The sequence below is a fragment of the Pseudomonas sp. NyZ480 genome (assembly GCF_029537255.1).
In the GTDB taxonomy this organism is placed as follows: Bacteria; Pseudomonadota; Gammaproteobacteria; order Pseudomonadales; family Pseudomonadaceae; genus Aquipseudomonas; species Aquipseudomonas taiwanensis.
The window spans coordinates 913,834-933,602 of record NZ_CP120626.1; the positions used below are offsets into that span (position 1 = coordinate 913,834).

Annotated in this window: 16 protein-coding genes; 5 read left to right on the plus strand and 11 right to left on the minus strand. The window is 63.1% G+C overall.

Annotated elements, in window-relative coordinates:
* Positions 1-15 precede the first annotated feature (15 nt).
* From P3R38_RS04095 to P3R38_RS04110, 4 genes are all read left to right on the plus strand, one after another.
* On the plus strand, positions 16-924 hold the full coding sequence (locus P3R38_RS04095; protein ID WP_023378754.1) for a LysR family transcriptional regulator: 909 nt from the start codon (positions 16-18) through the stop codon (positions 922-924).
* 159 nt (positions 925-1,083) lie between these two features.
* The gene (locus tag P3R38_RS04100) at positions 1,084-2,625 is read left to right on the plus strand and encodes an MFS transporter (RefSeq protein ID WP_023378755.1); all 1,542 of its coding nucleotides are present in this window, start codon (positions 1,084-1,086) and stop codon (positions 2,623-2,625) included.
* A gap of 28 nt (positions 2,626-2,653) precedes the next feature.
* Entirely contained in the window at positions 2,654-3,715 is a 1,062-nt protein-coding gene (locus P3R38_RS04105; protein WP_277686851.1) for an HlyD family secretion protein, read from the plus strand.
* On the plus strand, positions 3,712-5,160 hold the full coding sequence (locus P3R38_RS04110; protein ID WP_023378757.1) for an efflux transporter outer membrane subunit: 1,449 nt from the start codon (positions 3,712-3,714) through the stop codon (positions 5,158-5,160). The genes P3R38_RS04105 and P3R38_RS04110 overlap by 4 nt, the downstream gene beginning before the upstream one ends.
* A gap of 81 nt (positions 5,161-5,241) precedes the next feature.
* On the opposite strand, the gene P3R38_RS04115 is transcribed toward P3R38_RS04110, so the two are convergent.
* Both P3R38_RS04115 and P3R38_RS04120 read right to left on the minus strand, forming a co-directional pair.
* Complete coding sequence (locus P3R38_RS04115) at positions 5,242-6,066, minus strand: SDR family oxidoreductase (protein ID WP_202675887.1); 825 nt, start codon at positions 6,064-6,066, stop codon at positions 5,242-5,244.
* An 87-nt stretch (positions 6,067-6,153) separates the two neighbouring features.
* Positions 6,154-6,618, minus strand: coding sequence for a hypothetical protein (locus P3R38_RS04120; protein WP_023378759.1), 465 nt, complete (start codon positions 6,616-6,618; stop codon positions 6,154-6,156).
* 203 nt (positions 6,619-6,821) lie between these two features.
* Between P3R38_RS04120 and P3R38_RS04125 the strand changes: the two genes are divergently transcribed.
* The gene (locus P3R38_RS04125) at positions 6,822-7,613 is read left to right on the plus strand and encodes a hypothetical protein (RefSeq protein ID WP_277686852.1); all 792 of its coding nucleotides are present in this window, start codon (positions 6,822-6,824) and stop codon (positions 7,611-7,613) included.
* A 61-nt stretch (positions 7,614-7,674) separates the two neighbouring features.
* Here the strand turns inward: P3R38_RS04125 and P3R38_RS04130 are convergent, their stop codons facing one another.
* The 9 genes from P3R38_RS04130 to algK all read right to left on the minus strand — a co-directional run bounded on the left by P3R38_RS04130 (position 7,675) and on the right by algK (position 19,756).
* Positions 7,675-9,129, minus strand: a complete 1,455-nt coding sequence (locus P3R38_RS04130) for a mannose-1-phosphate guanylyltransferase/mannose-6-phosphate isomerase (protein WP_023378761.1) — start codon at positions 9,127-9,129, stop codon at positions 7,675-7,677.
* A 35-nt stretch (positions 9,130-9,164) separates the two neighbouring features.
* A complete protein-coding gene (locus tag P3R38_RS04135; RefSeq protein ID WP_023378762.1) occupies positions 9,165-9,812 on the minus strand; it encodes an alginate O-acetyltransferase AlgF in 648 nt (215 codons plus the stop codon).
* A gap of 17 nt (positions 9,813-9,829) precedes the next feature.
* Positions 9,830-10,987: an alginate O-acetyltransferase gene (locus P3R38_RS04140; protein ID WP_023378763.1), complete on the minus strand. Its 1,158-nt coding sequence runs from the start codon at positions 10,985-10,987 to the stop codon at positions 9,830-9,832.
* An 11-nt stretch (positions 10,988-10,998) separates the two neighbouring features.
* Complete coding sequence (locus tag P3R38_RS04145; protein WP_023378764.1) at positions 10,999-12,456, minus strand: MBOAT family protein; 1,458 nt, start codon at positions 12,454-12,456, stop codon at positions 10,999-11,001.
* Between the two features lie 182 nt (positions 12,457-12,638).
* The gene (locus P3R38_RS04150) at positions 12,639-13,742 is read right to left on the minus strand and encodes a mannuronate-specific alginate lyase (protein ID WP_277686853.1); all 1,104 of its coding nucleotides are present in this window, start codon (positions 13,740-13,742) and stop codon (positions 12,639-12,641) included.
* Positions 13,743-13,749: 7 nt separating this feature from the next.
* Positions 13,750-15,189 (minus strand): alginate O-acetyltransferase, encoded by a 1,440-nt coding sequence (locus P3R38_RS04155; protein ID WP_023378766.1) that lies wholly within the window; start codon positions 15,187-15,189, stop codon positions 13,750-13,752.
* Between the two features lie 12 nt (positions 15,190-15,201).
* Positions 15,202-16,761 (minus strand): mannuronan 5-epimerase AlgG, encoded by a 1,560-nt coding sequence (algG, locus tag P3R38_RS04160; RefSeq protein WP_023378767.1) that lies wholly within the window; start codon positions 16,759-16,761, stop codon positions 15,202-15,204.
* Between the two features lie 17 nt (positions 16,762-16,778).
* Positions 16,779-18,257, minus strand: coding sequence for an alginate export family protein (locus P3R38_RS04165; protein WP_277686854.1), 1,479 nt, complete (start codon positions 18,255-18,257; stop codon positions 16,779-16,781).
* Complete coding sequence (algK, locus tag P3R38_RS04170; protein ID WP_023378770.1) at positions 18,254-19,756, minus strand: alginate biosynthesis TPR repeat lipoprotein AlgK; 1,503 nt, start codon at positions 19,754-19,756, stop codon at positions 18,254-18,256. The genes P3R38_RS04165 and algK overlap by 4 nt, the downstream gene beginning before the upstream one ends.
* Between the last annotated feature and the right edge of the window lie 13 nt (positions 19,757-19,769).

Below are 19,769 nucleotides of genomic sequence, written 5' to 3' on the forward strand. Positions count from 1 at the left end.
TCACGGAAAACGGTCATGCAACTCCCGGACATGAACCTGCTCGTCGCCCTCGACGCCCTGCTTGATGAAGGCAGCGTGGTCGGCGCGGCGCAACGCATGAACCTGAGCCCGGCGGCGATGAGCCGGACCCTGGGGCGGATTCGTGATGCGCTGGGCGATCCGATCCTGGTGCGTGCCGGCCGTGGTCTGGTGCCGACGCCCCGGGCACTGGCCCTGCGCGAGCAGGTCAGCCAGCTGGTGGAACAGGCCGGGCAGGTGTTTCGCAATGGCGACGATGTCGACCTGCCAAGCCTCGACCGGGCCTTCAACATTCGCACCAATGACCTGTTCATCGCCCTGTATGGCGCCCGTCTGCTGCACAAGATGCACGAGCAGGCGCCGCGCACCGTCTTGCGTTTCGTCCCGGAAAGCCCCGGGGGCGATGACGACAGCGTGCTACGTGATGGGCGCACTGACCTGATCATCAGCTCGACCGTGGACTTGGGTCCGGAAATCAAGGTACAGAGTCTGTTTCATACGCATTACGTTGGGCTGGCGCGCAGCGACCACCCGATTTTCCAGCAACCGATCACGCCGTTGAGCTTTGCCAGTTATCCACAGATCAGCGTGTCGCGGCGTGGCCGTGCCAATGGGCCGATCGACGTCGAACTGGCCAACTTCAAGGTGGAGCGGCGGGTGGCATTGATCACCCCCAGTTTCCACTCGGCGCTGTTCTCGCTGCCGGACTCGAACCTGATCCTGCCGATGCCGGCCAATATTCTCAGCAGTGTGGAGAGGCTGGGGTTGCCCCTGCGCTCGTTCGAAATTCCAGTGCCGCTGGAGCGGGTGAACGTGATGCAGGCGTGGCATCCGCGGTTTCACAACGACCCGGCGCACCGCTGGTTGCGGCAAACCCTCAAGGCTTGCTGCAACATCGACCCTTGATGCTCACGTCGCTCGCTTCGCAGGTAGCTCCGCGAAAGTACGCACTGCTCCACCGATTGCGTCTGACGCAACATAAAACTGCCAATAAGTCGATTTTCGTCAGCATTCGACTTTCATAGACTTCTCCAGCCCGAAATTTGTTGCTGGAGATGTCACCCCGTGAGTTCCCTGTCTGCGCCCGCCACCGCGATAGTCGCCGCCCCAGCGCCGGCCGCGCCCGTGCAGACGGCGTTCGGCCTGCGGGTGGTGGTTGGCCTGTTCGGTGTACTGCTGGCGGTGCTGTGTGCCGGTCTGAACGAGTCGGTGACCAAGATTTCCCTGGCCGATATTCGTGGCGCGATGGGCATCGGTGCCGACGAGGGCGCCTGGTTGCTGGCGGTCTACAGCGCGGCATCGGTTTCGGCCATGGCCTTCGCGCCGTGGTTGGCCACCACCTTCTCCTTGCGCCGCTTCACCATGACCGCGGTCGGCCTGTTCGCCGTGCTCGGTCTGCTCCAGCCGTTCGCCCCGAACCTGCACAGCCTGATGCTGTTGCGCATACTCCAGGGCTTCGCTTCCGGCGCGTTGCCACCGATGCTGATGAGCGTGGCGCTTCGCTTCCTGCCGCCGGGCATCAAGGTCTATGGTCTGGCGTGCTACGCACTGACCGCCACCTTCGGGCCCAATCTCGGCACGCCGCTGGCCGGGCTGTGGACCGAATATGTCGGTTGGCAGTGGGCGTTCTGGCAGATCATCCTGCCCTCGGCCGTGGCAATGTTCTGCGTCGGCTGGGGCCTGCCGCAGGACCCGCTGCGCCTGGAACGCTTCAAACAGTTCGACTGGCGTGGCGTGGTGCTGGGCTTGCCGGCGATCAGTTGCATCGTGCTGGGGCTGTCGTTGGGCGACCGTTGGGGGTGGTTCGATTCCCCGTTGATCTGCTGGCTGCTGGGCGGCGGCCTGCTGTTGCTGGTGCTGTTCATGTACAACGAATGGTCCGAGCCACTGCCGTTCTTCCAGTTGCGCATGTTGCAGCGGCGCAACCTGAGCTTCGCCCTGTTGACCCTGGCGGGTGTGCTGATCGTGCTCTCTGGTGTGGGCAGCATTCCATCGGCCTACCTTGCGCAGATCCAGGGTTATCGCCCTGCGCAGACCAGCCCGCTGATGATGCTGGTGGCCATGCCGCAACTGATCGCCCTGCCGCTGACGGCAGCGCTGTGCAATATCCGTGCGGTCGATTGTCGCTGGGTGCTGGGCATTGGATTGGCCATGCTGGCGATGTCCTGTGTCGGCAGTAGCCTGCTGACCTCCGAATGGATTCGCGGCGATTTCTACCCCTACTACCTGCTGCAGGTGTTCGGCCAGCCGATGGCGGTACTGCCGTTGCTGATGTTGTCCACCAACGGCATGACCCCGCAGGAAGGCCCCTTCGCCTCGAGCTGGTTCAACACCGTCAAAGGCCTCGCCGCCGTGATCGCCACAGGCCTGCTGGATGCGCTTGGCACCCTGCGTCGACATTTCCATTCCAACCACCTGGTGGACAGCCTGGGCAATGCCCCGCTGATCGACGACAACACCGCAGGCCTGGCCGGGCGCATTCACGAGCAGGCGCAGGTGCTGACCTGCGCTGACCTTTACCTGGTCATGGCCTGTATCGCCGTGGCGCTGATCTGCCTGATTCCTTTCGTGCCTACCCGGGTCTATCCACCGCGTGCGGTGGCCTGAACCCTGGATGAATTCGAGAACGCTGAAAATGAGCAACAACCGCAAGACTATCGTGATCGGCTCGGTGCTGGCCGTGGCTGTGCTGGCCGGCATCGTCGGCCCCTGGATGCTGGGCAGCGATCATCGTCAGAGCACCAATGACGCCTATGTGACCGCCGACTACACCGTGGTCGCCCCCAAGGTCGCAGGGTTCATCAAGGACGTACGGGTGGAAGACAACCAGCAGGTTCACGCTGGCCAACTGTTGGCGACCATCGATGACCGCGATTATCGAGCCGCACTCGATGCCGCCCAGGCGCAGTTGTTGGTGGCCAAGGCGCAGAGCGCCGATGCCCGCGCAACGCTCGATCGGCAGGCGGCCCTGATCGCTCAGGCTGAAGCGGCCGTCAAGGCCGCCCAGGCCGAGGCAGCTTTCGCCGACCATGAAGTCAATCGCTACAGTCGCCTCGCCGAACAGGGCGCCGGAACCGTGCAGAACGCCCAGCAGGCGCGCAGCCGGGTCGACCAGGCCCGTGCTCGCCTGGCCAATGCCCAGGCAGCGCTGGTGGCCACGCGCAAGCAGGTCGATGTTCTCACCGCCCAGGTCGCCAGTGCCGATGGCCAGCTCAAACGCGCCGAGGCAGGTCTGGAAAAAACCCAGCTGGATCTCTCCTACACCCGTATCACCGCCCCCGTCGACGGCATGGTGGGCGAGCGCGCGGTGCGGGTTGGCGCTTACGTCAATCCAGGCGCGCGGCTGCTGTCGGTGGTGCCGCTGGAGCGCGCCTACGTCGTGGGCAACTTCCAGGAGACCCAGCTGACCCATGTGCAGCCAGGGCAGCCGGTGAGCATCAGCGTCGATACCTTTTCCGGTGAAACCCTCAAAGGCCACGTCCAGAGCATTGCCCCGGCCACAGGCGTGACTTTCGCCGCTGTGAAACCTGACAACGCCACTGGCAACTTCACCAAGGTCGTGCAGCGTATTCCGGTGAAGATTGTGTTCGAAGATGGCCAGCCGCTGCTTGCCCGCCTGCGCGTGGGCATGTCGGTGGAGGCGACCATCGACACCCATGGCGACAAGTTCGAAGGCAAAGAGGTCAGTGCGCGATGAAACCGGCCTTGCGTTTGAGCCCCGTGTTGCTGGCTGTGGTGCTGGCCGGCTGCACCCTCGGGCCGGATTTCCAGCGTCCGGATAGCCAGGCGCCACAGAACTGGGCGTCATTGCAGGGTGACGCTGCTCCCAGCCAGCCGCAGGCCGAACCTATGGAATTACGCTGGTGGGATAGCTTTAACGACGCCCGCCTGAGTGCCTTGATCCAGAAAGTCGCCGAGCGCAACCTCGACCTGCAGATGGCCAGTGCTCGTCTTGTGCAAAGCCGTGCGCTGCGCAGTACGGTGGCCGCCGATGAAGCACCGTCTGTGGACGTCGACGCAGGCTACAGCCGCGCCCGTAACAGCGCCGAGGGGCTGAGCGACCCGTCCGGCAACGCCGGCAAGTCTGCGTTCAACCTGTGGCAGGGCGATTTGGTCGCGGGTTGGGAACTGGACCTGTGGGGTCGCGTACGCCGCCAGGTGGAGGCTGCCGATGCCACAGTCGAGGTGGCCGAGAACGACCGTCGCGCTGTGCTGCTGGCCCTACTGTCCGAAACGGCCGGCAACTACATCCAGCTACGTGCCGTGCAGCACACGTTGGCGGTGACCCAGGACAACCTGGAGGTGGCACGGCACAGCCTGAAACTGTCCGAGGACCGCCAGGCCGAAGGGGTGGCCACCCGACTCGACGTCGCCCAGGCCAGCGCCCAGGTGGCCTCGATCGAGGCACGCCTGCCTAGCCTCCAAGCCAGGCGCGATGACCTGATCAACGCCCTCAGCTTGCTGGCCGCCGAACCGCCACGCAGCTTGCAGGCCGAGTTGCTGGAGGGAGGTGAGCTGCCGACGCCGCGACAGAGGTTTGCCATTGGCCTGCCGTCAGAGTTGGCCGAGCGACGCCCGGATATCCGGCTTGCCGAAGCCCGCCTGCATGCCGCCACGGCCAGCATCGGTGTGGCCAAGGCCGACTTCTACCCGAGCATACGGCTGTCGGGCAGCATGGGTTTTCAGGCCATGCAACTGTCGGACTTCGGTAGTTGGGATTCGCGGCGTTTCGCCTTTGGTCCGCAATTGTCGCTGCCGATCTTCGAAGGCGGCAGGCTCAAGGGCACCTTGGAATTGCGCGAGGCGCAGCAACAGGAGGCCGCGCTGAACTACCGCAAGGTCGTGCTCGGTGCCTGGCATGAAATCGACGATGTACTGCGTCTGTACAACGCCAGCCAGTTGCGTCGCGACCACCTGGCCGAAGCGGTGCGGCAGAACCGCATCGCCCTGGAGACTGCCCAGCGTCAGTACGTGGAAGGGGCGGTGGACTTTCTCAATGTGTTGAGCGTGCAGGGTGCCCTGTTAGCCAGTGAAGAGCAGTGGATCGACAGTTCGGCTGCGGTTTCCCAAGCGTTGGTTGGCCTATACAAAGCCCTGGGTGGAGGGTGGCAGGCATTCGATATGCAGCCGCATAAAGCATGATGATTGGCGCCGCCGCTGCTTTGAGGGAGGGGCCCTGTGTCTTGGAAGGGCTGCACAGCAGCCCCCCATGACGGCATGGGCTCAAAGCGGACGCAAAAGCCCGAAGCGCTTGCGCAACACCCAGTCCAGCATGCGGCGCGGCAGCAGCCGGGCCATCAACGGTAGTGCCGTGCTGCCATTGCCCAATCGCACAACGGCGGGCACCTTGCGCTTGCCCGTCGCTGCTAGCACCCCTTTGGCGAACACCGCCGCAGGCGTTGGGCGGTCCTGCGATGCCCGGGCCCGTGCCTGAACCTGTTCGCGCAAAGGCCACCACGCCGAGTCCGCTGCCAGCACCTGATCGGCCTGGCGTTGGGCATTGCTGGCGAACTGCGAGGCAATCGCCCCTGGCTGCACCTCCATCACCTGAATGCCAAAGGGCGCCAACTCAAGGCGTAAGGCATCGCTCAGCGCGTTCACCGCGGCTTTCGAGGCGCAGTAGGCTCCCGCAAACGGGGTCACCAGCACGCCTGACACGCTGCCGATGTTCACCACCAGACCACGGGCGCGGCGTAGCAGCGGGAACAGCGCGCGCGTCACGCCGATCACCGCGAAGACATTGGTTTCGAATTGCTGGCGCAGGGCATCAACCCCACCGTCGAGCAGCGGCCCCATGGCGCCGTAGCCGGCATTGTTGATCAGCATGTCCAGTTGGCCATGACGGTCCTCCAACTCGTCAGCCAGTCGCTTCAGGGCCTCGCTGTCATTCACATCCAGTTCACGTGCGGCGAAACCGGCTGCGGCCAGCACCGCGACGTCTTCGGGCTTGCGGGCGGTGGCCCAGACTTCATAGCCAGCATCGCGGAAGGTATCGGCCAGGGCGCGGCCGATGCCGCTGGAACAACCGGTGATCAGGACGGTGGGCATGCTTGGGACCTGTTGTCAGTGAGTGGGTTATTTCCCGTGCCGCGTCTTCGCGGGTTACCCCGCCGAAGGGCCGGTAGAGGCGACGCATCAGTTGGCAAATGTACCTTGCAGGTGCTCGGCCCGGAATTCCAGGGTCTGTGGCCGGTACCCCGAGCGCAGCGGCGGAAGTGGCAAGCAGTCTTGCCACTGTGCCCCCGGCTGCAATTCGCCCGGTCCGCGGTAACGCGGTGCATTGTAGGTATTCTCGGCAAGGTTCACCGTATCGCCAGGGGCGTAGGCTGCCACGCGCCAACGCAGTTCGGTCAGCGGGACATCGTTGCCGTTTTTCATGGTCACCCGCAGTGCGCGGTCGGCGGGGCATTCTTGCGGTGCGTAGGTCAGGCGCAGGTCCAGGCGTGCCAACTGCGAGGTTTCACGGTTGTCCTGCCAGGCCACCCACAATGCCACCAGACCCAAGCCGCACACGGCGGCCATGGAAATCGGCAAGGCCTTGGCCGGGTAGCGCAGCAGCAGGACAAGCCAAGTGAGTATCAGAGCGGCGCCGATAAGCATCAGTCAGTGACCTTCAATGCACAGGTTCATCCATCCTAGCGGTAAATCGATCCAGCTTGAAGGACGCGACGCTGTCTACGGCACACCTGGCATTTCTGCCAGTTTCGAATGCCTCTCTGCGCTCGTAGCCTTTCTCCAAGGCGGCACGTTCTCACATGCAGCATCTACTTCATAACGCTTGCGCCGCCGCAGGAGACAAGAAAGTGAATTCAAGCAAGGAAAAAGTGGGGCAGTTGGTTGGACAAATGACTGCCGTGATCAGTGGACGCGATGCAAGGTTCAAGGCCAGCACGATCAACTATCTGCCAGGCAATGCGGTGTTCGCGATCGACGATGAAGCCATCGATAACGAGCCATTCATTTATATTCACCTGCCCGAAACGCCAGAGGTGAAAACCTACGATATCGAGCCTCTGGAAGCTGGCAAGGTTTGGGCGCACCTTGGCATCGAAGGCGCCGGTTACGCGCAGACCGGCAGGCTGGCCATCGAGGTGTTGGGAAGCTCGGGCGAGCCGAAGCAGGCAAGCTTCGACTTCAAGGGTGGCAACAGCTCGTTTTCGGTGAGCGATGGTCACTTTGAAATCGACAGTCAGGTGAGAACCCTGGCAGCGAAGGCTTCCGGGACCGCCACGGCACAGGTAAGCCCGGTCCTTGAAAGCAATGGTGGGTTCACGGCTGATCAAATCCGGCCACTCTACAACTCGGCAGGTGAACTGTCGGGCGTTCTGGTTAGCCAGCGAGAGGGGCTCAAGGGTGGCCTGGAGGATTTTGGCGCGTTTTTCCTGTTCACTGCTGACAGCGTCACCAATTACTTCGCCGTTGTTGACCGTGGGCTTTATGCGGGGCAGCCAAGTAGTGGCAACCCGCCGATCGGCAAGTTCGAATACAGACAGGGTCAAAGCCTGCTCATCGAATTCGAGTTTGAATTCACCAGGTCCGGCAAGAAGTACGTGCTGAATAGCGGGCGAGTCGAGCTCGATCTGCGTCCCAAGTAACGCCGCATTGAAAAAGCCCCGTGGTCGTCCAAGGCCACGGGGCTTTCTTTACGTCCGCTATTTACTGCGCGATGGTCTTCACCGAAATGCCGCGCTCGATGGGTGTGGATGTACGCCCATACACGTCTTCGAATCGCTCGATGTCATCCTCGCCCAGGTAGCTGCCAGACTGAACCTCGATGATCTCCAGTGGGATCTTGCCCGGGTTGCGCAGGCGGTGGACCGAGGCGATCGGGATGTAGGTCGATTGGTTCTCGGTAAGCAGGAACACATTCTCGTCACACGTCACTTCGGCGGTGCCGGACACCACGATCCAGTGCTCGGCGCGGTGGTGGTGCATCTGCAGCGACAGGCTGGCGCCCGGCTTGACGGTGATGTGCTTGACCTGGAATCGCCCGCCCATGTCCACCGAGTCGTACGAGCCCCACGGGCGATACACTTCCAGGTGGTTCTGGGTTTCGCTGCGGCCTTGCTCGTCGAGCGTCTTGACCATCTGCTTGACGCCCTGGACCTTGTCCTTGTGGGCGATCATCATCGCGTCCTTGGTCTCGACCACCACGATGTTCTCCAGGCCAATCACCGACACCAGCTTGCCGTTGCCATGGATCATGCAGTTGCGGCTGTCCTGCACCACCACATCACCCTTGGTGACGTTGCCGTCGGCGTCCTTTTCGTGCACGTCCCACAGCGACGACCAGCAGCCCACATCGCTCCAACCGGCGGACATCGGCACCACGCAGGCGCGCTGGGTCTTTTCCATCACGGCGTAGTCGATGGAGTTGTCCGGGCAGCAGGCGAAGGTGGCTTCGTCGATGCTCAACACGTCGCCGTCTTCAGCGCTGCGCTCCAAGGCCAGTACGCAGGTGTCGTAGATGTCGGCGTCATGTTTCTTCAGCTCTTCGAGGAAGCGGCTGGCGCGGAACAGGAACATCCCGCTGTTCCAGAAGTAACCACCGGCCTGAACGAATTCGGCGGCGCGTTTTTCATCGGGCTTTTCGACGAACTGCGCAACCCGCGCCACGCCCTCAGGCAGCAGGGCATCCTGGCTGGAGCGGATGTAGCCGTAGCCGGTTTCAGGCTTGGTGGCCGGCACGCCGAACAGCACCATCTCGCCACGTTCAGCAGCCACGGTGGCCAGGGCCAGGGCGCGTTGCAGTGCCTTCTGGTCCTCGATCACATGGTCGGCCGGCAGCACCAGCATCAGCTCGTCGCGGCCTTCGTTGACCAGCTTCATGGCCGCCATGGCTACCGCTGGGGCGGTGTTGCGACCGAACGGCTCCATCAGGATGCCTTGGGTCTGCAGCTTCAGCGCGGCGAGTTGTTCCTGAACGATGAACTTGTGGTCCTTGTTGCAGACCACGATAGGCGCGTCCATGCCTTCGAACACCAGGCGCTCCAGGGTTTGCTGGAACAGGGTGTGTTCACCGGTCAGGGCCAGGAACTGCTTGGGGAACTGCTTGCGCGACAGAGGCCACAGACGGGAACCGCTACCACCAGAAAGAATTACCGGGATCATCATGTTTCTCCAATAGTCGTTTAGAGGCAGGGGGATCAGTTGCTAGCCACGGGGCGAGTTACCCACACCGGCGACAAGCTGTTGCCGGAACCCGTTACGTACAGCACTGCGGCTTCGCCGCGCTCCAGAGCGACCGGCTTGAGGTCGCTGACTTTCTTGTCGCCTTCGAACAAGGCCAGGTTGACCTTGACCGGATTGATTTCACGTTCGCCACGGCCCTTGGCGGTTACCGAATCCACCACGGCAGTCTTGCCATCGGCGGTTTTCAGGGTCAGGGTCTGGTCGCTGAGGTTCTGGACCCGGACAAGTGCTTTCTGCTTGTTCTTGAACGGCGGTTCTTCGATCAACTGCGGGTTGCCGCCGGCGTTGTTGACCAGGGTGTAGTACTTGTCGGCGGCCAGTTTGACCGGGACGCTCTTGCCGCCGACCTGGGCGGTGTAGTCACCCCCCGGCAGGAAGCTGAAGTCGCTGCTGGCCTGGGCGCCGACCTGCTTGATCTGGGTGTTGCCGACAGTGGCGGCGGTGGGTGCGCTGGAGGCGTTGTACAGGCGCACGAAGGTCGAACCCTTCGGTGCGGTTGGGCCGTACAGCGCAGCGTCGGCGCCGGCGAAGGCTTGCATCGAAGCCAGGGAAAGGCCTGCCGCGAGGGTGAGGGCTTTGGCAATGGAAGTCTTGGTAGTCATGTGCGTGTTCCTCTCTATCAGTGGTTCGTCCGGGAGGACGACAAGGCCAGGTTTTCTTCGGATTTACGTGCGCTCTTGAGCTGTGCGATCCAGTTCGGGTCGAAGCTGCTGAGGTCGTTCTTCATTGGCAGATATCGTTCTGGGAATTCCCACACCACTACTTGTGGCGCGGCATTTTTGAAGGCATCGCTTTGCAGGTACTTGAGCATCGGCAACACCGGGCCATGGCCGTCTTCGGCGTAGTTGGCCACGTCGCTGCGCAGGGCTTGCTGCAGGGCACCGAGGAAGTTCCAATGCGGGTTTGCGCTGTAGCTGGTCCCCACCAGGGCCACTGGAATCCGGGTGTCGGCGAACAGTGCGTCGTCGGCCTCGCCCTCGGTTTGCGCAGGGCGCGTGGTGCGCTGCTGCAGGTTGTCGGGGGTCGGCAGCAGGTTGCTGAAGAGTGGGTCCAGCGGCAGGAAGTTGGTCAGGTCGCCCTTGTACGGTGCGCTGTTGCCAGCCTCGGTGATGAACGTCTGCGGCTCGCCATTGAGCAGGTTCTGACGGCCAACGGCTTCGGCCAGGGCCTGTGCGACGACTTCGGCGCCCATGGGCGTCCAATGGGTGTCGGTACGCAGGAACACCTGGCCACGGGCCTTGGCCTGTTCCAGGGCCGCCTGCAGGTCGGGAGCGAACACGTTGGCCTGGCGGGCCTGGGCATGGAAGCGGTTGTACAGGTCATCGTGCAGGCTGGCCGGTTGTTCCTTGCCCAGGTACTCCGAGTAGATCCGCGCCTTGGCTGGGACGATTGCCAACACCAGTTGCACGTTGTGGCGCTTGAGGGTTTCGCTCACGCCACGGATGAGGGCGAGGTTTTCCTGCATCAACTGTTCGGCGCCGGCAGTCGGCTTGAACTCTTCGTCACTGAACAGCCACTGGTCGCGCCCCAGGACCACGCCCGGGCGGCCTTCGTTGAACAACTTGAAGTCCAGCGCCGCCCAGACGTTGGTGCCCAGGCGCTTGATCGGGAACTGCTCGTCGTAATGGGTCTCGGCAGCCTTGGCCAGCTTGCCGTCGAGCATGGTCATCTGCTCGGTGCGCTGGAAGCTTTGCAGGCCACCGGTGGACCACACGCCCATGCCCACCAGCAGACCGAGGAACGACAGGGAGTAAGTGATGCGTAATGTCCGGGTCATGGTCATCAGCCTCAGAACTGGAAGTAGAGGAACGGCGAGTAGCTCTGCGCCGAGAGCTTGAGGATCGAAGCCACGAACAGCAGCAGGATCAGGGCGCGGGACATTACCCGGGTCCAGTCCAGGCCGATCGAGCCATCGGCATTGACCTGCACCGGGCTTGCCACGGGGCTCGGCTTGGCATTGCGGTAGAAGTCGCGCAGGCCGAAGAACGCCAGGGTGATGTAGGCGATGACCAGCGTGGCCACCTGCAGGCCAGTGAGCTGGGCGCGATTGAGTTCGGACAGCTGCCACTGGCCGAAGCTGAACATGGCGCCATACATGCGACCGGCCACTTCCAGGTTCTCGGCGCGGAAGATCACCCAGCCGACCACTACCAGCAGGAAGGTGAAGGCCCATTTGACCGGGTTGAAGCGTTGCGGATTGGTGTCGATGCCCAATGCACGCTCGATGGCCAGCCACATGCCGTGCCAGGCGCCCCAGATGATGTAGGTGAAGTTGGCGCCGTGCCACAGGCCGCCCAGCAGCATGGTCAGGAACAGGTTGCGGTAGGTATTGAAGGTGCCTTTGCGGTTACCGCCCAGGGTGATGTACAGGTAGTCCCGCAGCCAGGTCGATAGGCTGATGTGCCAGCGGCGCCAGAACTCGGTGATCGACTGGCTGATGTAGGGCTGCTTGAAGTTCTCCATGAAGCGGAAGCCCATCATCAGACCCAGGCCGATGGCCATGTCGCTGTAGCCGGAGAAGTCGAAGTACAGCTGCGCGGTATAGGCCAGGGCGCCGAGCCAGGCGTCGCCAGTGGTGGGGTTCTGCAGGGCGAAGCAGTGATCGGCGACCACCGCCAGGGTGTCGGCGATGAACACTTTCTTGATGAAGCCCTGCATGAAGCGGGTGCAGCCTTCGGAGAACTTGTCCAGTGTGTGGGTGCGGTTATTGAACTGGTCGACCAGATCCTTGAAGCGCAGCACGGGGCCTGCGATCAGGTGCGGGAAGATGGCCACGAACGCCGCGAAATCGATCAGGTTGCGGGTGGCCGGGGTGTCGCCGCGATACACGTCGATGATGTAGCTGATCGACTCGAAGATATAGAACGAGATACCGATCGGCAGCAGCACGTGGGTGAGGATGAACGGCTCCAGGCCAAACGAGGTGATGATCGCGTTCAGGCTGTCGACGCCGAAATTGGCGTACTTGAAGTAGCCCAGGATCGCCAGGTCCACGCCTACGCCAAGCAGCAGCCAACGTTGGGCCGGCTTGGTGCGCACGCCCGCGGCACCGACTTTCAGGCCGATCCAGTAGTTCCACAGGGTGACCCCGGCGAACAGGGCGAGGAAGTCCACCCGCCACCAGGCGTAGAAGATGTAGCTGGCAACCAGCAGCAGCAGGTTGCGATAGCGTTGCCCGCTCAAGTAGTACAAGCCGAGGAAGACCGGCAAGAACAGGAACAGGAACACGTTGGACGAGAAGACCATCCCGGTTCTCCTTTTTGTTCACAGCATCCAGGGCAAAGCGCCCCCCAAACCCCCCACTCGAAAAGTGGGAGATACCTAGTCCCTTGCAGGAGCGGATTCATCCGCGATTGCGATGGTCATGGCAGCGGTTGTGAGCCTGCCGACGCCAGCGCGGATGAATCCGCTCCTGCAGGGCCTTTGCGTTACTTCTTGCGCGCTGCGCTCGGGTCGTAGACCCGGGTCAGGTTGCCACCCAGCCGGAAGCTGTCGAATGGCTGCATGTCGCGCTTGCGCTCAAGGGTGTCGGCGTTGCACGCATACAGCTGGCACCAGGGCTCCAGCCAGGCGTACTTGTTGTCGATCTTGAGGTCGTCCATGTCCTGCTTCTCGCCATTGCGGGTCTTGAACGCACTCGGATCCCTGGCCCCGGCCAGCACTTTCTGCCCCAGGCGCTGCAGGGCGTTGTTGTTCTCGCCACGCAGGTCCACGCCATTGGCCTGGGCGAAGCTGGCGATCATCGCCAGGGGGGGCAGGGCATAGTTGTGGTAGGCCAGGGCGCGCTGCTTGCGCTTGAGCTCGTTTGGCAGGAAGCCCTGGGCATCGACCTGGTTGGCGCCGACCTTGTATTCCTTCACCGCCCAGTCGAACAGGTCACGGCGGTCGGTGGCCACGGCGGTAGCCATGACCGACCAGGCCGCCCAATAGCTGTGGTTGTTGATCTTCTGCAGGGGCAAGTTGCTCCAGTCGCGTACGGTCTGCTCGGCCAGGCGGGCGAACCACTTCTCGATCAGTTCGGCCTGGGCCTGGTGCGCCGCCAGTGGTTGCGAGTTAGAGAACTTAAGGCGCAGCCAAGACCCGCTCATGCTGCCCAGTGCCCATTTGCGCATGGACTTGCCGGTGTGGTTGTAGTTGGTCGACATCAGGGCATCGGCCCGTGCCCAGGTGCTCAGCCAGTTCAGCGTGCAGTCGAGCTGCGCGGGCCGACCGTCTCGCATGTACTGGTTGACCATCTTGGCCACGCCACGCTCCAGGGTGGTGATTTCCTTGGTGGAGTCGCGGAAGGCCTGTTCCGAGTCCAGGTTCAAGGTTGCCCGGGCACTGTCCGAGCCCTCGTACTTGCTGCGAAACTGCAACGCGCCGGTATAGGGTCTGGGCGGTGCCGCGCAACGGAAATTGCCGTCGCTGGTCTTGAGTTTCTCGATGCCTTCGTAATAGCCCTGGGGCGGTACCAGCGCGGCATGCGCGGCGCCGCCGAACAGCGCCAGGGCAAGAAGTGCGGGTGCGGTGGTTCTGCTGAGCTTGGTCATGTTCGCCTCACTGGCCAGCTTGCGCGGTGTGCATAGGGCTGGCGAAGTTGTTGCGTTTGCAAAGCTTGGCTTCGACTTTGCGGGTGCCGTCCTCAGGCCCCTGGACCTCGACGGCCAACAGGTTCTGGCTGGCCCAGTCTTCGTCTTCGCGCATCTGGAAAACGAAGCGACCGTCGGTTTCGGAGGTGTCCGGCTTCTCGATCTTGATGTCTTCGTGGCGGCCATTGAGGTACCACAGGGTGGCCTGCAGGGTCTTGACCGAGGTGTCCTCGAACTTGAAGTCCATCTGCAGGTTGCGGTTGATCAGGTCTTTGATCACGCCGCCCTTGCCGTTGACCATCAGCTCGTTCTTGCCGGGCTTGAGTTCGGCGCTGGCGCTCATCAGCGCAGGACGCGCGTCGCAGCCATCGTCGAGCAAGGCGAGGATCTGGCGCCAGATGGTTTCCTGGTCGAGGCGATACAGCGGAGAGAACTCCCAGATCAGGATCTTCGGCGGGTGCTTCTGGAACTCTTCGCTGCCCAGGTACTGGATCATCGAGCCTTCCAAACCGCCGCCTGGGAAGGCGACGTTGAGCACATCGGCGCCGATGTACTGTTGCAGGAACCCGGAGAAGTTGTAGTTCTTGCCGCTGTGGCTGGTGCCGACCAGGGTGATCTGGGCATTACCGCTGTCACCGAACAGGTCGTCGCCGCCGCTCGAACCCTTCGGTTCGGTGGCGAACTGGTCCATGTACTGCACGGCGTAGCTGGTGCCACAAAGCTGGCCTGCAACGTTATGCAGCGTACCGGTCTTACCCATGCGGCCCGACTTGTGGGTTTCGAATTCCTTGCGTGGAATGCCTTCGAACGCCGGCATCTTGTGCACGGTCTCGGCCACGATCTTCGCTGCGCGCTCGGCGCCGTAGGGCGTCCAGTGCTGGTCGCCGCGGAAGTAGAAGTCCTTGCCCTGGTCGGCTGCGGCCAACTGCTCGTTGGTTAGCGGCGAGAGGTCGGGTACGTTGTAGCCCATCTTGGCAAAGCGCTGCAGCATGGCCTGGTAGTTGCTCAGGGCCTTCTGATAGTTGAAGGCGGCTTTTTCTTCAGGCTTGAGCATGTTGCGGTTCACCAGGCCGCGGGTCGGCTGGTACACCACGACCAACTCCACGCCGCGCTTCTTGAAGGCGTCGTGCACTTGCTGAAGGCGTTTGTAGCCAGACGGTGTGGTGTCGAACTCGGTACGCAGGTCTTCGCGGGTCCGGAACAGCCAGTCGCCCTGGGCTTGCACCAGGGTGGTGAAGTTCTGCTGGTAACGCGTGGTGTAGCGGCTGGGGTCATGCGCCTCGGGGCACAGTTGGCAGCACGGCTCGGCGGTGAAGGTCGGTGCCTTCACGTCGTCGGCGCGCACGCCCTGGCTAATGGCCAGGAGGGCAGCGGACAGACCGAGCAGTTTCATCAGATGTGGGGTCATGGTCGGGCTTCCTTAGTCGATCATTTCGGTCTGGCGTTCGACCGGGTCGATCAGCACAGCCTTCTGCTGGCGCACCAGCAGGTCGAGGATTTCGTCCTGGCGCTCGCCGAGGATGCCGTTGAGGCTGATGCCGTTGGCCTTGCGCGGGGCGAGCATCGAGACCTTGTACAACTCCACCGAAAGGGGCGAGTCGATCGACAGCGGCCCCGAGCCGTTGGCCGCCAGCTCACCGCCGACCACGATCAGCGAGACCTTGGTGTCGAACGGGTCGAGGGCGATGTCACGGTCGGTATCCGACAGATCCTTGATGTGCCCGTAGACGCCCACCAGGCCGTTGGCCATGGCGACGTTTTCGTACAGACGAATGTTCACGCTGTTGCGCACGCGGATGCCGTGGCGACGGTTGTTGATCAGCTTGTTGCCCCAGATCAGGTTGTCGCCGCTTTCGTACAGGGTGATGCCGTCGGTGTGGTTGCGGTAGATCTCGTTGTAGGCGATCAGGTTGTTGACGCTGTTACGGTCGATCACCACACCCGAGAGCTTGTTGTCGTAGCTCTTGTTGTTGATGATCCAGCTGTCGTTGACCTCACGCGAGACGATGATCCCGTGCTTTTTCTTGGTGCCGTAGACAGTGTTGCCGGCGATGATCAGGCGGTGCGAACGGTCGTGCGGGTCGATGCCGTAGACGATGTTGTCGCGGTAGACGCTGTCCTTGACCACGAAGTCCTGGGTTTCGTAGCAGTAGAAGCCGTACCACATGTCGCTGAACTCCGAACCGATGATCCAGCCGGTCGGTTCAGGGCGGCCCATGCGCTTGGCCATGTTCGGGGTGTACTGCGAGATGCTCACACCGTAGGACTTGGACTTGGCATAGCCGAAGCTGGCCATCTTGGTGTTGACGATGTAGGTCTCGGTGCCGCCCCAGGACAGCAGGAACGGGCGGAATTCGCTGGGCGAGCGGAAACTGGCCGGGCCGTTGTCCTTTTCGCGCCAGCCGGTCACCTGGGTGTCGGTGACGAACAGCTTGCCGTCGTTGACCAGGAACGAACCGCCTTCCTGGGACAGGCGCAACTGCTTGACCTTGCCGTCGATCTCGAGGATGCCCTTCTGCCCGACCACGATCGGCAAGCGTGCCAGGTACACACCAGGCTCGACCTCGCTCAGGTACTGCTTGGGTACTTTCTTGCTCAGTTCGACCAGGTCGACATGGCCGTTGTCGACGAAGATCGCCTGGGGAATGCCATGCTGGCGCTGCACCCACTCGGCGGCTTTGTTGTCACCGCCGATGAACTCCTTGAGCGATTCTTCCTGCAGCATGCGGCGTACGCTGACGGTGCCCTTGTGGCTGCGGTCGATCTTCTTCTGCACGGCCTCTGCGGTGTAGCCGGACAGGTCGGGCAGCTTGGGTGGGTCCATGTGCAGTGGCTCGACCGGTGCACTGGACACGGTGTAGGTCTTGGCCTGCTGCAGTTCCTTGGCCTTGTTGGCGGGGTTGTCCGCGAACGCAAGGCCCGAGGCCAGCAGCAAAGCGCTGGCCAGGAGGCTGTGGCGAAGGTTCGGGTGAAGGGTCATGTGGTTCCTCTCCCGGCTCAATAGCGCCAGATCACGTCGACGAAGGCGCGGTGCATGTACGAGTCCGCTTCCTGGCCATAGGCGTCGCCCGGCTTGAACACACCGGCACGCAGACGTACCAGGGCCGAAGGTTCGTCGATGGCCTGGCTCATCGACGCCGGCAGCAGGCCTTGCTTGAAGTACTTGGTGACGACCACGTCCATCTCCTGGCCCAGGTCTTTCTCGCCATTGACCAGTGGGCGGTTCACGCCGTTGTCGTTGACCACGGCGTTGATGCCGCTGGAGCCGATGTTCTGTTGGTCATCGACACGCCAGAACTTGTGGTAGATGAAGCTTGCGTCGTAGTCGTCGCGCAGTTGCCAGGAGGCGAACAGGGTGGCCGCCTGCAGGTTGCCCAGCTCGCCACGGAACGCCTCGCCGAAGCGGTGGACGCGCGAACGGGTGCCGGTGAAGTTGGACCGGTTGCTTTCAAGGCCGGTCTGCTCGAAGTTGTTCGAGCCGTCGCTGCCGCCACCGCCGCTGCCACGGGCATAGGCCGCGCCGACTTGCCAGTTGGGGTCCAGGCGCAGGCGGATGCCGAGGTCGGTGCCCCAGGCGTTGACGTCACCGCTCTGCTTGCCGGTTGCCACCTGCTCGTTGCCCACCTGTTGGCTGCTCAGGGTGTCGCGGTCGCCCGTCAGCCAGGTGACGCTGCCCCAGTAGTTGACGGTGTGGTCGTTGCGCCAGTTGTAGGCATCGCTGTTGGCTTCCAGGCCCAGCCAGGTGAGGTCGCCAGTGCGGGTCTTGTCCAGTGCGTCGACGGTTTCGCCTGGGTTTTTCAGGCTGCCGCTGTCGTGGCTGTGGTGAGCGCGCAGGCCGACCCAGTGGCCAGGGGTCCACTGTGTGGCGACATTGCCGTAGACATGGGTGCGGTCCTTGTCTTCCGGCGCCAGTTCGGTGAGGTCGGTGCGGTATTCGCTGAAGCGCTGGGCCACGCCCAGGTCAGCCTTGAGCAGGGTGGTGTCGAAGGTCCAGTTCAGGGCTTCGATATTGGTGTCGCGCCACATGCCATCATCGCTGCGCAGGCGCTGGCGACCCAGGCGAAGCTGCTCGCCGGGGTAGGCGGTGAGGCCGCTGTAGCCGACCCAGAACTCGCGCAGGGCCAGGTAGCTCTTGTCTGGCGTGCGGCTGTCCTCGCCAGTGTCGGTGGTGGTGCCGTCGTCGTTCTGGCGCAGGGTGTCGGTTTCGATGGTGTCGGTAGCGGTCACGGCCTGGCCCATGGCGTAGGCACTCCAGCTACCGCGTTCGCCGTACACCCATGGGCGCAGGTCCAGGCCCAGGCCATTGACGTCGCCGCCGGAGCGGGTGCCCAGGTCACGGTCGTCCTCGGACTGACCGGTGATTTTCACGTCCAGACCAAAGTTCTTCTCGGCGGTCATGTCCGCCAGGGTCGGGCACGACCACAGCAGGGCGAAGCTCAGGCCGATGCCGGCCTTCACGAAGGGATTGAGCGTCATAGCATGTCCTCACCGTCTACTTCTTTTTCATCGTCTTGCAGCGCTTCGATGGCCAGTGTGCTGGTGGCACCCCGGCCCATGCTGCCGCGTGCCTGCTTCTCCTGGGCCAGCAGTTGCTGGGCCTGGCTGCGTTGTTCAGGCGTGAGTTGCTGATCGAGCTGTGCAAGCAGTTCAGCCGACTGCGGCGTCGGGTTGGCCTGGGACAGCTGGGCGAACACCCAGGCATTGGCCGGGTTGCTGCGGATACCATGGCCCTCGCTGAACAGCTGGGCCAGGGCGTAGTCGGCGCTGTTCTGGCCACCACGGGCGGCATTGAGCAAGTGGTCGACCGCTTTCTGCGGCTCGACATCGCCCAGGTATCCACGGCGGTACAGTTGGCCCAGGTAGTAGTCGGCACTGACTTCGCCGGCGTTGGCCGCCGCTTGCAGGTGTTGTTCGGCCTTCACGGCATCGGCCGGTACGCTCTTGCCTTCGTAGTAGAGACGGCCAAGCAGCAGTTCAGCACGGGGCTGTTGCGCTTCGCGACCTTTGTCGATGTAAGCCATCAACTGGTCGGTGTCGCCCAGCTCGGGGAAGTCGTACACCAGTTGCGCGAGGCTGACCCAGGATGCCGGATTAGATGGCGCGATCTGTTCGAGCAGGTCCTTGGCGGTTTTCTCATCGGTCTGGCCGAGGTTGCGGTCGGCCAGGACGCGGGCGACGCTGTCGACGCGGCTGGCCGGCACCGAGCCGCGGGCGTAGGCCGACTTGAGCTGTTGCAGCAGGGCAGCCTGCTGGTCGGTCTGGCCCCGCTTCTGGTAGACGGTCGCCAATTCGGCATAGCAGACGTCCAGGGTGTTCAGGGCTTCCTTGCAGAGCGCCTCGACCTTGTCCAGATTCTGGTCATAGGTGCCTTGGGTGCGGTACAGCAGCACCTGGGCCAGGCCGGCTTCCGGATAGCCAGCCGCGCGCCACTGGTCGATCTGCTGCTGGGCGTTGACCTTGGGGAAGCTCTGCGGGTACAGCAGGTAAAGCATCGCCAGTGGGATCAGGGTCTTGTTTTCGCCCTGCGCCGAAGCCTGCTTGAGCAGCCGTTCAGCTTCCTCGCGCTCGGCCTGGGTGCTGTCGGGTTTGGCCACCAACAAGCGGCCAAGGCGCGCCTGGGCACGCGGCGAGGTTGCTGCCGCGGCGCGGTAGGTCGCTTCGGCTTCCTTGAACTGCGCAGGGTCGCCACTGGTGACCTTGATGTCGGCCAGGCCCACCTGCGCGTCGCTGTAGCCCAGGTCGGCCAGCGCTTTGTAGTTGCGCTCGGCCAGGGCAGTGTCGCCACGCTTGAGCGCTTCGTTGGCCAGGCGCTGGTCGGGCAGACCGGCGCAACCGGCCAGGCTGACGGCCAGCGCCAGTGCACACCATGCAGATGGGCGAGCGCTGCGCGCTCCAGTGGACGACGCAGGCCCTGTGGCTGTGGCCTTGAGTCGCGATGGAGGGCAGAGCCCTCGCAACGGCGTCATGCAATTCATCAGCTCGATCCTC